Source organism: Acetobacterium sp. MES1 (assembly GCF_002237635.1).
Lineage (GTDB): Bacteria > Bacillota > Clostridia > Eubacteriales > Eubacteriaceae > Acetobacterium > Acetobacterium wieringae.
The window spans coordinates 81042-95912 of the sequence record NZ_MJUY01000054.1 but is presented as its reverse complement, the minus strand read 5'-3'; the positions used below and the strand labels follow the sequence as shown (position 1 = coordinate 95912).

12 protein-coding genes are annotated in these 14871 nt (G+C 44.8%); 3 read left to right on the top strand and 9 right to left on the bottom strand.

Annotation, left to right across the window (positions count from 1 at the left end; translation table 11 throughout):
- Positions 1 to 65: 65 nt before the first annotated feature.
- From BI182_RS15035 to BI182_RS14995, 9 genes are all read right to left on the bottom strand, one after another.
- Complete coding sequence (locus BI182_RS15035) at positions 66 to 983, bottom strand: CobW family GTP-binding protein (RefSeq protein WP_286809095.1); 918 nt, start codon at positions 981 to 983, stop codon at positions 66 to 68.
- Between the two features lie 309 nt (positions 984 to 1292).
- Entirely contained in the window at positions 1293 to 2102 is an 810-nt protein-coding gene (locus BI182_RS15030) for a methyltetrahydrofolate cobalamin methyltransferase (RefSeq protein ID WP_286809094.1), read from the bottom strand.
- A 9-nt stretch (positions 2103 to 2111) separates the two neighbouring features.
- The gene (locus BI182_RS15025; protein WP_286809093.1) at positions 2112 to 2741 is read right to left on the bottom strand and encodes a cobalamin B12-binding domain-containing protein; all 630 of its coding nucleotides are present in this window, start codon (positions 2739 to 2741) and stop codon (positions 2112 to 2114) included.
- Between the two features lie 126 nt (positions 2742 to 2867).
- A complete protein-coding gene (locus BI182_RS15020; RefSeq protein WP_070369993.1) occupies positions 2868 to 4217 on the bottom strand; it encodes a uroporphyrinogen decarboxylase family protein in 1350 nt (449 codons plus the stop codon).
- 104 nt (positions 4218 to 4321) lie between these two features.
- Positions 4322 to 5206, bottom strand: coding sequence for a DMT family transporter (locus BI182_RS15015; RefSeq protein WP_286809092.1), 885 nt, complete (start codon positions 5204 to 5206; stop codon positions 4322 to 4324).
- Positions 5207 to 5469: 263 nt separating this feature from the next.
- Positions 5470 to 6093, bottom strand: a complete 624-nt coding sequence (locus BI182_RS15010; protein WP_286809089.1) for a cobalamin B12-binding domain-containing protein — start codon at positions 6091 to 6093, stop codon at positions 5470 to 5472.
- Positions 6094 to 6114: 21 nt separating this feature from the next.
- On the bottom strand, positions 6115 to 6969 hold the full coding sequence (gene panB / locus BI182_RS15005; RefSeq protein ID WP_228881407.1) for a 3-methyl-2-oxobutanoate hydroxymethyltransferase: 855 nt from the start codon (positions 6967 to 6969) through the stop codon (positions 6115 to 6117).
- 142 nt (positions 6970 to 7111) lie between these two features.
- The gene (locus BI182_RS15000) at positions 7112 to 8329 is read right to left on the bottom strand and encodes an NAD/NADP octopine/nopaline dehydrogenase family protein (protein WP_070369989.1); all 1218 of its coding nucleotides are present in this window, start codon (positions 8327 to 8329) and stop codon (positions 7112 to 7114) included.
- A 490-nt stretch (positions 8330 to 8819) separates the two neighbouring features.
- Positions 8820 to 10448, bottom strand: a complete 1629-nt coding sequence (locus BI182_RS14995; RefSeq protein ID WP_286809087.1) for a BCCT family transporter — start codon at positions 10446 to 10448, stop codon at positions 8820 to 8822.
- Positions 10449 to 11120: 672 nt separating this feature from the next.
- Between BI182_RS14995 and BI182_RS14990 the strand changes: the two genes are divergently transcribed.
- Genes BI182_RS14990 through BI182_RS14980 form a run of 3 tightly spaced genes read left to right on the top strand, consistent with a single transcriptional unit; the run spans position 11121 to position 14834 of the window.
- Positions 11121 to 11900: an aspartate/glutamate racemase family protein gene (locus BI182_RS14990; RefSeq protein ID WP_070369987.1), complete on the top strand. Its 780-nt coding sequence runs from the start codon at positions 11121 to 11123 to the stop codon at positions 11898 to 11900.
- Positions 11901 to 11938: 38 nt separating this feature from the next.
- Positions 11939 to 13387, top strand: coding sequence for a trimethylamine methyltransferase family protein (locus tag BI182_RS14985; RefSeq protein WP_286809177.1), 1449 nt, complete (start codon positions 11939 to 11941; stop codon positions 13385 to 13387).
- A 31-nt stretch (positions 13388 to 13418) separates the two neighbouring features.
- Positions 13419 to 14834 carry a trimethylamine methyltransferase family protein gene (locus tag BI182_RS14980; RefSeq protein ID WP_286809084.1) on the top strand — a complete coding sequence of 472 codons (1416 nt, stop codon included), beginning with the start codon at positions 13419 to 13421 and terminating at the stop codon, positions 14832 to 14834.
- Positions 14835 to 14871 lie beyond the last annotated feature (37 nt).

Below are 14871 nucleotides of genomic sequence, written 5' to 3'. Positions count from 1 at the left end.
AAAGAAGGCAAGGATAATTATCGTTGACCTGATGGACTTTCAATCTTTACGTCGCTCCCGCAGAATTATATCTGCATTGGCGTATCACCAAAATACTGTTTCCAGAGTCGCAGCAAATCACTGATCATCCGGATGCCAACTGCCGAAATCAGCACAATTTCGGTCGTTTCAACCGCTTCGTCCCATCGCTTCAGGCTCGCCAAGTCACTGACGCCACACACTTCAAAAATGCCCTGATCTGTTTTGACAAAGCCTTTGAGCCGATGGGTGCAAAATTTCATCTCATCTAAAAACTTCTCGAAGGCTTGATAGTCAAGCACCGCATCGGTTCTTAAAACACAGGCCTGCGGACGGCTTTCCCAGGTATTTATCGACCTACTGTTTTGGCTGCTTTGACTGCTCATCGTCATGACCAACTCAGCCAGGGGTACTTGGCAAAAGGACGCCTGATAAATTTCTGTTGTCGGATTAAGTGTCGTAATTTTTTGTACAATCTCTTGAAGCGTTTCCGGATTTTGGAGATCGGCTTTATTGATAATAACCTTACTGGCATAAATGATCTGTTTTTCCAGTGCCGCAATCACGTCGAACTGTTTGAGAAAGAAGCGTCCGTCGACAATACAGATGGATCCCAGATAGTCATAATATTTACCGGTGATTTTAGTCACCATTTCAAGAATGATCCCCATATTGGCAGGATCAGCAACCCCAGAGGATTCCACAAAGACGATTTCCAGTTCATGATTTAAAAATTCAGCCAGTCCGTTGATAAAGTTTTCTTTTAAGCAGGCGCAAAAAACCGAACCATTGTTCAATTCAATTAGATCAAAATTTTCGTTTTTGATCAACTGTCCATCAATCCCGATCTCACCAAACTCGTTCATCAGAACCCCAATTTTTCGGCCTTGGTATTCGTTTAAAAGCTTTTTTAACAAGGTTGTTTTTCCCGCTCCCAAAAATCCTGTCAATAAAATCAGCTTCATTCCATTGCTCCTTATTATTTAAAAGACTGAAGCAGCCTGTGCTTCAGTCCGAGGTTGTCGAAAAACTACCGTACCGACCAATTGTTAATCTGTTGTTCGCTGCGCCATGCGAAATCCGCTTTGCTCCTCTCGCATTGGTCGCGGGCAGTCGCCAACTACAAGCAAGCTTGTGATTGGCTCGTTGCCTGCGCGCAGAATCGGACAGGCTTTGCCGTGTCCGCTCCGATGCGTAGGGTCTGACCCCTAGGTCACAACATGATGTAACAATTGTCGGTACTGGGTTATCTTTTTTGACAGTCCTGTTTTTCCTTATTTGTTTCCAGCGGATCCGATTTGGCCAGCACGAAATGCCTTGCTGTATTTTCGGCAATGTTTGTCCTGTCCCAGCAGGGCATAGGTGGCAAAAATGGTTTCTCTCATCTCCCGGTTTAGCGGGTCCATAACGGCTGAATCCATGCCAGCCTGAATGGCAAAGGCCATGGCGGTTTTATTGATCAAGCCCCGTACCGGTAGCCCAAACGAAATATTACTGATGGCCCCGGTAACATGGATGGTCGGAAACAGCGCTTTAATCGATCGAATTTCCTCAGCAAAATTCAGCATCGAGTTATTTTCCGTCGACAGGGCCATAACACAGGGATCGATATGAATCCGATCCGGGGTAATGCCATATTTGTCAGCTTTTTCGACCATAATTTTGGTAATGTCCAACTTTGTTTCAAGATTATTGGGAATCCCCCGATCATTGCAGGTCAAGCCGACCACTTCCCAGGTGTTGCCAGCCATTAGCGGCAACAGGACGTCGCATTTATCGCCTTCTTCCGAGATCGAGTTAAGCATTCCCGGTTTATTGGCATATTTAAACACGGCTTCAATCACCCGGGGATTCGGACTATCAATACACAGCGGCGTATCCGTTACATCCTGAACAACATCGATTAACCATTTCAGGGTTTCAACCTCATATTCCGGCGCAGTACTGGCGCAGACATCAATAAAATGAGCCCCCGCTGCTGTCTGCTTAACTGCGCGATCGGCAATAAATGCAGCATCACGATTTTCGATGGCCGTCTTCACTGCCGGGATGCTGCCATTGATCTTTTCTCCAATGATAATCATATACTGCTCCTATTCCCAACCCTGACAAATTTTGATACCTTCAGCCGCATTCGTCGTAAAGGCGTCGGCACCCACCAATGTACAGGACTCTTTGGTCACCGGATTTCCCCCAATAATAATTTTTGAATCGACCCCTGCTTCTTTTAAAGCGTCGACCGTATCCTTCATGGAATCAATCGCAAGGGTTAAGACTCCACTCATGCCGATAATTTGCGGTTTTATTTCTTGAGCTTTGGTCACAAAGGTTTCAACCTTAACATCAATGCCCATATCCACCACTTCAAATCCTGCTGCTTCGGCCATGCTTCTGAAAATATTTTTACCAATATCATGCAAATCCCCTTGAACGGTTCCCAAGAGAATCGTTCCCATTACTTTGGTGTCGCCACTTCCCAGGGATGGTTTTAAAACGTTGATGGCTTCGGTCAGCAATTCGCCCGCAAAAATCAGATCACCAACAAAATACTCACCATTTTCAAAAAGATCGCCAACAATTGCCATCCCCGCCTGACAGGCAGCAACCGCTTCAAGTGCTTCTGCTTCCGATGGATTGGTCGCCGCAAACTCTTTTAACAGATCCATTACCAGACCATCTTCCAAGTCACCCAGGGCCTGTGTCAATTCATTTAAATTTAACATTCTATTCTTTATTCGTCCTCGCTATCGACTCGTGGACTTCTCTCCTTATTTTTTTCTGTTCACATTTTAATTAATACTTCGTTTTGCCTGCTGTCATATCGATCCAAACCGGCAAAGAATATATTGCTATAAGTATTGACCAACGACTTCAATTAATTCCTGCTTACTGGGGATCATTGAGGACCACTTCAGTTCGCCATTAATATAGGCCGATGGCAGATGCTGGACGCCCATTTTTTTAGTCCGGGCAATATCCACTTTATTGGTGTATTTATATTCTTTAATCTCAACCTGATCCCCGAATTCTTCTTCGGCCAACAGGATGCCCTTGACCATGTAGGTGCAAGCCGCACAGGTCGCCGAATCCAAAGTAAAGATTTCAATCAGCGGTTTTTCCAGGTTTTCATAATCTGGCAGTTCCACGGGGATATCTTCATCAACGGCTTCATAGTTTTCAATCATCTTGCGAACGGTTTCGGTTTGCTTAATCGCCTGGACAGTGGCCACGGTATTGTCGATGGGTACATTATAAGGCATATCGCAACCGGGGCTGACAATCAGATTATGGTGATCAATGTTATCCAGCATGTCGACAATATATTTCATATTGTCCTGTTGATTACCAAACAGCAGGGTGGTAGTCAGGGGGATATTTCCGCCAATGGTGATATTGTAGTGATCGGTAATTTTCTTGGCTTCATAGATATTGACATTCTCATCAATCGAAATCCCGTCTGGATTGGTGCGGCACATCACATCCATCTGAACGGTGGCATCACCGCAAACAAAGAAACTGCTTAATGCCCCTTTGCTGCGGATAAAATCAAAGGCCACCTGAAAGGGTTCCATAAACAGGGCCTCAATTGATTTTGGTGAAATCTGACTAATCAGCGGATCGACCAGAGCAATCACATCCATCCCGGCTTCAATATAATAACTCGACATGGCATTGCAGACCTCCACGCAGAAGCCCACCAGTTCTTTAACAAACTCCGGATACATGACGATATCCATAAAAAACTCACTGCCACGGATATGTGAAGCAAGGGTAACCGGTCCACAGATCAAACCATAGAGGGCGGTGTCCTCCCCTACTGCCGCTTTAACCCGTTTCATCACATCAACCACCATCGGAATACGACCGTCCGTTATTTTAGGAATCTTGCATTTACAGGGCACCGTCAATTCCCCGGCATAGGGATGACTCATTACCGACGGCGGATTATCTTCGGCCCATAACAGCTCGCAGCCAAGGATTTCGGCTTCAATTTGCAGATCAAAAATCACTGGCATCCCGTCGGGGGTATATAGCTTATGAACTTCCATTAATGATTCAAATAATTTATCACCGTCAGTCAGTACTTCCCGGGCCGTATAGCCTTTTAGAAAGCCAGCATGGACACCACTAAAGGGCACCCAGGGTACCTCATTAACAGTTTCGTGTCTTAACGTCTTTAAAATCAGATCTTTTCCCATTTCTTTACCTCATTATTGTTTTCTCTCGTTTATTTTTTAATTACCTTACTTTCCTGCGCTCTTTTTCGATGATCATCATGGTTTCGGCTACCTACACTTACGTCTTAATGGTCAATGGATAACGGGTCGGGATCTGTCCGCCAACTGACAAGAATTACCGAAACCAGCATCAGCCCAGCCCCGACAATGGTGTTGCCATTATAGGGCTCACCGTATAATACCACTCCCAGTATCAGGGTAACCACGGCCTCAAAAGCGATGATCAATGCGGTTTGGCTGGAGCCAATTCGCTTGATGGCAAAGGTAACCATCTGTAGTACAAAAATAGTAATCGCCCCTAATACCACAGTCAGGAGAAACCCTTTGGCCGATGGTATCAAAAATTCCGAGTTGTCGGAAAAAAGCCAACCCTGAATTCCAAAAAAGACGGCGCAAAGCCCTCCCAGATAAAAGATAATCACCCGGTTTTCCAGGGTTTTCAGACTGCTTTGCTGGAGACTGACCAGATAAATGCCATAGGCCAGACCTGAGCCCAAAGCCAATACACTCCCCCAGTTGACAAGATCGAGACTAAAGTTCATCAGAAAAATAATTCCGGTGATGGCAATGGCCAGGGCAATCATTTTTATCCGATTGGGTTTTTCTTTAAAAATCAAAGCCATCATCATCACCACAAAAAGTGGATAGGAGAAGTACAGCATCGTGGCCAATCCCATTGGTAGATAATTAAAGGCCTGGGCCAATAAAAAGGTGGATCCACCATAGCCGACTGCCGAAAAAGCAACTAACTCGACAGCTTGTTTTTTTGTAACCCTGATCCGTTCCTTCTTGATGATAAAGGCCAGTCCCAGAATGATAAACACAACGGCATACCGATAAAATAAAATTGTGGTGGCATCCCATCCATCCAGCATCAGAGCCTTGGTTAATACCGGAATGAGTCCGGCCGCCAATGCGGCAGCCATGGCCGCAATGATTCCCATTGACATAATTGCCTCATTTTTCTTACTTCATATTTATAAAAAGCACTCCTGACTCAGAGTGCTGAGGTTGTTGATAAACTACCGTACCGACCAATTGTTAATCTGTTGTTCGCTGCGGAATCGGACAGGCTATGCCATGTCCGCTCCGATGCGTACAACATGATGTAACAATTGTCGGTACTGGGTTTTCTTTTTGACAGTCTAAGCTCTCCTGAGTCAGGGTGCTTTTCTGTCACAATCTTTAATGTCTCGTCTATTTCAACGCTTAGCTATGCAGTTAACGCTTTTGCCGTATCGACTGCTCCTGAAGCATCAGCAGCATAAATGGCCCCTAGTTTTTCGCTGTATGCTGGTGATAAGGGTGCTCCACCAACCAGATATTTAACTGATAGGCCTTCATCCTGACAGGCTTTGATGACTTCCTGCATATAGGTCATGGTGGTTGTCAGCATCGCTGACATGCCAACGATGTCGGCCTTGTGTTCTTTGACAGCCGCCACAAATTGTTCAACTTTGGCATCGATGCCCAGATCGATAACCTTGAAACCGGCACTTTCTAACATCATCACCACCAGATTTTTGCCGATATCATGCAGATCCCCTTTGACGGTGCCGATGACAATGGTGCCCAGGCTGGGCATGTCTTGATCGGCGATCAGTGGTTTGACGATAGCCATTCCGGCATTCATGGCCCGGGCTGCCATCAGCACTTCGGGAACAAACATATCCCCATTCTTAAATTTTTCCCCAACCACATTCATCCCTGATAATAATCCTTCATTGATGATCGCAATCGGATCGGTTTTGGCTTCAATCAGAAGATTAACATGATCAATAATTCCCTCTTCATCGCCATCAATTACAAACTGTCCTAAATCGGCTATTTTCAACATAGTATTTCACCCTTCTTCGTTTTATTTAATTTCGGCTAACAATTTTTCCAGTTCGGCGGCTTCTTCATCGGCAATCACATAGGTGTGAACGCTGTCATCAGGAAAGGCACCGTTGCGAACTTCATCACAGAAAGCGGTAAAGCCTTTTAACAGTTCAGCACCGACATTGGCATATTTTTTGACAAATTTAGGGGTAAAGTCATCGTAATAGCCGACCATATCAGCATAAATCAGCAGTTGACCATCGGTATACGATCCGGCACCAATGCCCAGAACCGGAATGCTGAGGCGTTCAGTGATGGCTTTACCAACCACCGCCGGAACCCCTTCAACCAGGATAAAGGAGGCTCCGGCAGCTTCAATGGCCAGGGCCTGTCGCAATAATTCCATGGCGGCTCCAGCACTTTTTCCCTGAGCCTTATAACCACCCATTTGGGCCGCAAACTGTGGTGTCAAGCCAATGTGTCCCATGACCAGAATACCCACATCAGCGATGGCTTTAATCCGCTGGCAAACCGATTCGGTTCCACCTTCGAGCTTAATGGCATCGACCAGGGCTTCCTTGGTAAAACGTCCGGCATTGAAAACGGCTTCTTCATCAGAAATCTGATAGGACATATAGGGCATATCACCAACAATAAAGGTATTGGGCGCACCCCGTCTGACCGCTGATGAATGGGCGATCATATCATCCATCGTTACCGGAAAAGTTGTTTCGTAACCTAAGGTTACCATTCCCAGTGAATCACCGACCAGGATCATATCGACGCCAGCCCGTTCTTCATATTTGGCCGTTAAATAATCATAGCCGGTAATATAGACAATTTTTTCTTTCTTTTCGGCCATTTCTCTAAAATTAATAATACTTTTTTTCATCATTCGCTCCTTAAGGTTTTTAATATTTTTTCAGACCAGTCTGCTTATCAGACCATCCACCATCGCACGCTTTAAAAGCGTGCGAAAGGTTGAGGGTCTTGGGTTATTTTATTTTAAGGGGTGTCTGAGAATAGCGGGGTGACTATTTGAGTTTTCCGGTTCTTAAATAGTCGTTTAATTCTTCTTTAGTCATGTTATCAATCCCAATGTATTCCAGGGTATAACCATTGGCAGTCAGGTCTCGACCGAGGATGGCACAGGCCAGACTGATCATTGAATCGACAACGGGAGTATTAACCCCATAGACATCACCAAGTTGCTGATAAACATAACAGCCAACCGGAATATCTTCGGTGATGTAGCGGTTTTCCATGGTGAAAGGACCGGTACCGTATTGGATTGGATCCTGCTTATCAAACGGAATCAGGTAATCCAGGCCCATATATTCCTGGCCCAGGACATTTTCCCGGGAGAAGAAATGCTCTTTTTCATAGGGTTGAATGCCCACGCCAATGGTATCTGCCAGTTGGCATTCTTCCTGATAGAAGGTATATTGAACCTGAGAAATGGAAGGACAATAGGCATGGGAATAAATTGAGAATTTAAATTTATCTTCGCCAAAAATGGTACCAAAGTTTTCCATGGTGGAGACCCCAAGGATGGCTCCCGGACAGTGGAGCACCGGATTAACATTCGAGAAGCCGGTATCTAAAACGGTATCCCCGGCGACAGCGCCTTCGCCTTCGGTGACAGCATCCATTGATGGCAAATATTTTGAACTTTCAATAAAGGCTTCTGTATCCGTCGCTGGCATAGCAGCTCCACGTAGGGTAATGGCCCGATAATAAACCCGGATTTTGTGGGTAATCACACCCCCTGGCATTTCCACCCGGCTACCATAGGTTGAGCTTGACCAGCCACCAACGATGACATTTTTAGTACAGCCAGCTTCCCTCATCATTTTGCGGAGGATCAAGCTACCAAAATTATCGGGGAAAATATGAATAACCTGTCCGTCTTCCAGACAGGGAATCAGTTTCTCGAAAAAAGGTTTATGTCCAAAAGTAGGCGTCGCTACGACAATAATGCCCGCACCTTTGACCGCTTCGGCCACATCGGTCGTCACCTTATCCATTTTGGCAAAGCCTTCTCGCTCAAAACCATAAAGATTAACTTGCTCCCCAAAGAACTTGATCCCTACTTTTTCAACATTTTTTAATGTTTTTTCGGCGAACGGTTCAAAATCACAAATTCGAACTTTAGCGCCACCCAAGGCACAGTCACCAGCGATCGCCTTACCAACTGCACCAGCCCCCAATACTGCAATGGGCTTGTCTTTTAAATAACTCATGTCTGCCATATCTTTTCTCCTTTTAATCATCTCAATTTGGAATAATTGATGGTTTGTTTACTCACTGCAGTATTAAAGCAAGGTTCGTGCCAAGATATGAAGCTGCACACTTTTTAAAGTGTTCGGGGGTTTCCTGTCGTTTGCCAGCGACCTTTCGGTCTGTTCCAAATATTCAGGTGCAAAATTTCAAACCATCAAAGACCTTCGATAACCTTTATTTATTAAAAAACTCACGCTAAGTATTGATTTAATGGGATTTCTGACGGATGTCACATATTTTTGCATGTTACCGTATTTTGCATCGCCAGACTGGTTTATTTTTACAAATCCGGGGATCTTGTCAGCGCTATCTTCATAGCTTAATGATTGTTTCAAACAGCTGATCAGATACTCACCAGAATCCCCGACTAAGCAAGTGACGCATTTAAAAAAGAGTCTGGCTTAAAGCCACACTCTTTTTAGGAACACTTTATTCGTCTTTATTTTTTTTATTATCTTTTTACTTTTCCAGGGTATACCATTTTTTATGGATATGGGCATCTGCCAGCTCCGCTTCGGCCTCAGCCGCAGCCGCTGCCACTTCACCATCCATGAAATCGGCATACTCCAATTCATCCCGCTTTAGTTTGCCGGAGAATAAATGATACAGGAAGCCAAGGATCATCGCCAGTTCAATAAAGAGAATTGGGAACCCGGCAATGGTTTTAACAATCTTGATGCCGTCAATCCCACCGCTTATAACAAATACAAGCGAAATCAAACCAATGAAGACGCCCCAGAATACTTTAATCGGCAGGGGTGCTTCTTTTACACCTTTGGATTGTTTTAATGACATGGTCGAAATAGTTGATGTCATCGAATCCGCCAGGGTAATAAAGGATAAACCAATTGTAACCAGCATGATGATGCGGATTAATTCGGTAAAGGGCAGGAATTCAAAGATGTACATCATAAACGCCTGGGCGCCGTTTTCCGTCAGGAAGCCGGACATATCAGCAACACCTCGCAGTTGCAGATCCAGGGCCAGACCACCAAAAACACTAAACCAGAGAATTCCGAAAAATGCTGGCAAAATAACATTGACGACAATAAATTCGCGGATGGTTCGGCCGTAGGACAGTTTTACCAGGAACAAACCAACGATGGGGCCAAAGGACAACCAGTCAACCATCCAGTACATATCCCACCATTGAGGCCATAAATCACTGTCAACAATTGGTTGGGTGAACAGACTCAAATCAATAAAATTATTGACAAAATAACCAAATGACTGGGTAAACAGATTAAACACATAGGCAGTCGGTCCGCAAATCAACACAAAGATCATCAGGGCAATAAATATCCATGCATTTTTATCACTGAGCCAGGCAATCCCACGATCGAGACCAGTAGCACTGGAAATGGTGTAGGAAGTAATAATAACACAGGCAATGATCGCCCAAACCATTGGCCCCGGTTCAATTCCGAACACGAAATTAAGTCCGCTACCAATCTGCAGTAATCCGTAGCCGAGTGAACCGGCAACCCCACCACAGATGGCAAAAAGAATGATCCCATCAATGATGGTATTAATCTTGGCATTCAATTCTTTGCCATCGTTTAAATATACAAGACCGGCACTGGCAGTATAGCTTTTATTCATATTATAGTAAGCATAACCAATGGTGATCCCGGCTACCGCATAAATGGAATAGGGTGAAAATGACCAATGCAGGAAGGATTTGCTCATCCCCCAGATGACGGCATCCAGACTGCCGGGTTCCAAACCAACTGACGGTGGTGGCGCAAAGGTGTGCATCAGTGGCTCGGTTGCACCCCAGAAAACAATTCCAGTTCCAATCCCGGCACAAAGTGAGATCGCCCACCAGATCCAGGTTTTATACTTGGGCACGGCGTTTTTCCCACCAAATTTAATACTCCCGAAGGGATGCAGAAACAATACTGCCATACAAGCAACAAAGATCAATACCCCGATGGAAACCATCCAACCGGCATTTTCCATCAATGCGATAAAGAAATCGGTCATAATGGTGGTAAACTCATCGGGACTGATAAATCCGATAATGAGAATAATACCCATTAATACGATGGGAATCGCAACCGGAACAATACGTATTCGCTTTAACATAAGATTCTCTCCTCCTAAATTTTTCTGTTTTAAACCTGTAAACACATAAGAATAATGATTTCCCAAAAATTACAGTTTTGCCATGAAACCCGTCTGCTTTTTTTGACACCTCCCACAGATATTTAGCCACTGCTTTATATCCGGTATCTATCGCAAGCTTTGTGCCAATTCGTAAAATAATCCGATCTTTAAATTTATACCGTTTTAAGCCTATTTTAAGCCGTCATTTTTACAATGGTTCCATAGTCCTGCAAAAGATTATGCACCGCTTTATCAGATTGTCTGAAAACCATTACAGAAAACCTGCTTAAAACAGGGATTTCTGCTAACCATCGCTATTTTTTGCATGTCGTTATTTTTTGCACTTGATCTGCTATTTCTTTAAAAATCACCACATCGTCCTTTTGTCTGGATTACTCATTATTTTTATTTCGTTGTTTGCCTTCTATTATAATGTCAATTCCGTATTCTTTTCATTAATCGGATACCTGAATCGTGCTGATCGCTTGGCCATGCAAAGTCCTGCTGCGGATCTTTTTTGAGCTGCCCACAGAGCGCCACATTTTTTGCTTTCGTTGGAAGCGTTTCAGATCTTGGCACAATACTTGCTAGTATTAAATCAGCAAATAGCAAAACTCTATTAAATACATATTAACGATTCAGGAGGAAGAAATGCAAAGAGATTTAGGAATTAATTACATGACTACCCGAAAAAACCATACCTGTTATGGAATGGGGATTGGTATTATGGTATTGGATGATGCCTATCCCGGTTTTCCTGGCGATGTCCGTAATGCCAGTGCCTGGGGTTTTCCAATTCAGTATGAAATTGCTCAGGGAGTAGATAACTACACCCTGGTATGGGAACAGGACAAAACACCCTGTCGGGCACCGATTGTTCAGGCGGCGAAAAACCTTGAACGAATGGGTTGTAAAGCGATCGCAGCTGAATGCGGCTATTTCGCTTATTTCCAACAAGATGTTGCTGCTGCCGTTGACATTCCGGTGTTTATGTCCAGTCTGCTACAGGTCCCCTTTATTCAGCAAACCATTGGACCCGATAGTGCCGTTGGCATTATCTGCGCTCAAAAACGGTTCCTGACCGATACCCATCTGGAAAAAGTTGGCATTGATCTAAACAGTAACTTCTATATCGCCGGTGCCCAGGATGAATACGGCTGCCCGCAATTTGACACCCTCTGGGATCATGAAAAACGACCGGAGATTCCGGAAAGTTATTATGATGAATCCGAAAAGGATATGATTCGCATAACCAAAGAATTCATCGCCAAACACCCGGATATTAAGGCCATTATGTTAGAATGTACCGGTATGCAGCCATTTGCCCGGGCCATTCAACGGGCCGTGGATCTACCGGTATTCAGCTGGGGAACTTTGCTGGATTATGCTTACTCCTGTGTTTCTCATCGTGATTACTATGGTGATATCTAAATCGTGTCCGAAACGCTAGTCTGTAAAGAAAAAACTCAATTAAGGGGATTATAACAATGAAACCATATGAAAAATACGTCTCAAAAGAAGATGTCCAGACTATCCATGCCGAGTCGCTGAAAATTCTTTCCGAAGTTGGAATCAAATTCGAGCACCCGGAAATCCTGGAAATTTTCAAAAATCATGGCGCCCGGATTGATGGGGAGACCGTCTTTCTTGATGAAAAATTAATCATGACGGCGATCGCCACCATTCCTGAAACCTTTACCATCGAAAACTCCAAAGGCAACCATACCCTTGGCGGCGGTAGCCTGATTTTAATGCCGGGTGTCGGTAATATTTTCCGACTGGAAAATGGCCATTTACATAAAATGACCAATGACGATGCCGTTGCGCAGTTTAAGCTGTCCGATACCAGTGATGTCATCAATTGTAACTACTTTAATATTTTCCTGGATGACAAAAACCTGTCCCTGGATGAACGGGTCTTTAGCCCCATCGCCATGATTTTAAAATATTCCAATAAAACCGCCTTGCACTTACAGGCCAATACCTTCCCGTTAAAATCCAACATCCGGGAATCTTTTAGAAAAGGTCTGGAACTGATCGAAAAATTTGAAGGCCGCCGTGGTGTGTACAATAATATCGTCCATGTCAACTCTTTGTCGCCCTTATGTTTTGACCATGACCCGCTGGAAAAATTCCTGATTGCCGCTGACATGAATCAGCCCGTCTGGTTCAGCCCCTGCGCCATGCCGGTCCTCACCGGACCGCCATCTGTGGCCGGACTGATTGCCATGACCAATGCTGAAGTATTGGCTGGGATGGTCATGTCTCAACTGGTCAAACCCGGCTTGCCGGTGGTATATGGCCAAACCTCGGCTTCCACCAACCTGCGCACTGTTCAGCTAAGCATCGGTGCCCCGGAAACCGCTTTAATTTCTTATGCCACCCGGGGCTTGGCTGATTTTTACAAACTGCCCTGCCGGACTGGCGGCGGCTTAAGTGACGCCAAAGATTTTGATATGCAAGCTGGAATTGAATCCGATATGATGATCCGCTCCACCCTGGAAGCAGCTCCCGATCTGGTGCTGCATTCCTGTGGGATTCTCGGCAGCTTTAATATCTTGAGTTTTGAAAAATTCCTGATGGATGAAGACACTTACCGGATGAATCGCCGTCTGCTTAAAGGCATCAATACCGAAGAGAACTACCTCTGCCACGAGTTGATTGCCAAAATCGGCCCTCGGGGTAACTTCCTCCAGGGTCGAACTCCGAAGATGTTCAAAGAAGAATTCTTTGTTCCCAAGTACTTCAATAAAGAAGACCCCAACCAATGGCAGGAAAATGGCAGCAAGTCGGTTCTTCATGACGTTCAGACTGCCGTCAAGGAACGTCTGGCTTCCTATACGCCACCAGATATCACCAAGGAACAGGCTGCCCTGCTGAACGATTATATTCCGGCAAACTATCGCGAACGCATTTAATAGCGATCATCTAAAGACTTAAGGAGACATTATGGAAACCACACAAAGAAATATTGAATTTAATGTATTAAATAAAAATAAAATCGAAACCATTCACGAAAAAAGCATGGATCTGCTGGAGAATTTTGGCATGCGCATCGTTGGTGCCCGCACCATTGAATTGCTGAAAAAGTATGGCTGCAGCGTCGATGGCGACATGGTTAAGTTCCCCAAAGCCGTTGTTAACAAGGCGTTAAACACCATCCCCAAAGAATTGACCCTTTATACCCGGGACGGCCAGCCCAATATGGTAATCAACAGCAAAAACAATGTCTATTTCGGAACCCATTCCGATCAACTGGAGATCCTTGATCACAAAACCAATATGGCCCGCCCCTACCTGAAGTCAGACATCAAAAACATGTGTAAACTGGGCAGCTATCTATCCAACATCAGCTTTATTCTATCAGTCGGCATGTGTGCCGATGTCGACCCCTTGGTTCAATCGCAGGTGACCTTTATTGAAACCCTGAAGAATTTTGACAAAACCATCAATTTTTCCACCAATGACATCGAATCACTTCAGGAAATCATTGACATCGCCGCCATTGTAGCCGGTGGACACAAAGAACTGGCTGAAAAGCCCTTTATCTTTAACTACTGTGAGCCAATTCCACCACTGACCCATCCGGTGGAAAGCACTGAAAAACTCTTTATCAGTGCTACCAATAAAATCCCGGTGGTTTACATGCCATACAGCATGATGGGTGGCACCTCTCCGATTACCATCGCTGGTGCGCTAACCCAAAATAACGCTGAAATTTTAGCTGGTGTGGTCATTACCCAGGCGGTTAATGAAGGTGCGCCACTTATTTACGGTTCGATGCCAACTGTCTTTGACATGCAAACCACCATCGGTTCTTATGGCGCTCCCGAGTTCCATAAATCGGTGGCGGCTGCCTCAGAGCTGGCCAATTATTACAACCTGCCCTTCTATGGCACAGCGGGCTGCAGCGATGCCAAAACCGTCGATCCCCAGTCGGTTGCTGAGGTTCAGATGGAGCTCTTCTCTTCGATTTTAAGCAAGGCCAACATCGTTCATGATATCGGCGTCCTGGATCATTGCAACTCGGTCGCCCCGGCCATGGTGGTATTAGCCAATGAAATGATCAACGAGCTGTCGGCTTATTCCAGCGGTGTCGAAGTCAATAAAGAAACCCTGGCTATGGATGTCATCAAAGGCGTTGGTCACGGTGGTCACTACCTTAATGAAATGCACACCCTCAGTAATTTTAGAAGCGTCTGGTATCCGGAATTCTTTAAGCGCCGGATGGTTAACCCTGATCAGTCCGATATTCTTGAGATGGTCAATGCCAAAATTGATACAATTCTGGAAACCCACGAAGTTCCGGCTCTGGAAGCTTCAATCCTGGCCGAGATTGAAAAAATCGAAAAAAATTATCAATAATCTGTGTTTAATCCCCTTATCAATCAGACGGACAACC

Bases quoted from the DNA above. Each gene is read 5' to 3' on its own strand.
- BI182_RS14980 (WP_286809084.1), top strand. From the start codon at position 13,419: ATGGAAACCACACAAAGAAATATTGAATTTAATGTATTAAATAAAAAT.
- BI182_RS14990 (WP_070369987.1), top strand. From the start codon at position 11,121: ATGCAAAGAGATTTAGGAATTAATTACATGACTACCCGAAAAAACCAT.
- BI182_RS15000 (WP_070369989.1), bottom strand. From the start codon at position 8,329: ATGGCAGACATGAGTTATTTAAAAGACAAGCCCATTGCAGTATTGGGG.
- BI182_RS15020 (WP_070369993.1), bottom strand. From the start codon at position 4,217: ATGGGAAAAGATCTGATTTTAAAGACGTTAAGACACGAAACTGTTAAT.
- BI182_RS15030 (WP_286809094.1), bottom strand. From the start codon at position 2,102: ATGATTATCATTGGAGAAAAGATCAATGGCAGCATCCCGGCAGTGAAG.
- BI182_RS15010 (WP_286809089.1), bottom strand. From the start codon at position 6,093: ATGTTGAAAATAGCCGATTTAGGACAGTTTGTAATTGATGGCGATGAA.
- BI182_RS15035 (WP_286809095.1), bottom strand. From the start codon at position 983: ATGAAGCTGATTTTATTGACAGGATTTTTGGGAGCGGGAAAAACAACC.
- panB (WP_228881407.1), bottom strand. From the start codon at position 6,969: ATGAAAAAAAGTATTATTAATTTTAGAGAAATGGCCGAAAAGAAAGAA.
- BI182_RS14995 (WP_286809087.1), bottom strand. From the start codon at position 10,448: ATGTTAAAGCGAATACGTATTGTTCCGGTTGCGATTCCCATCGTATTA.
- BI182_RS15025 (WP_286809093.1), bottom strand. From the start codon at position 2,741: ATGTTAAATTTAAATGAATTGACACAGGCCCTGGGTGACTTGGAAGAT.
- BI182_RS15015 (WP_286809092.1), bottom strand. From the start codon at position 5,206: ATGTCAATGGGAATCATTGCGGCCATGGCTGCCGCATTGGCGGCCGGA.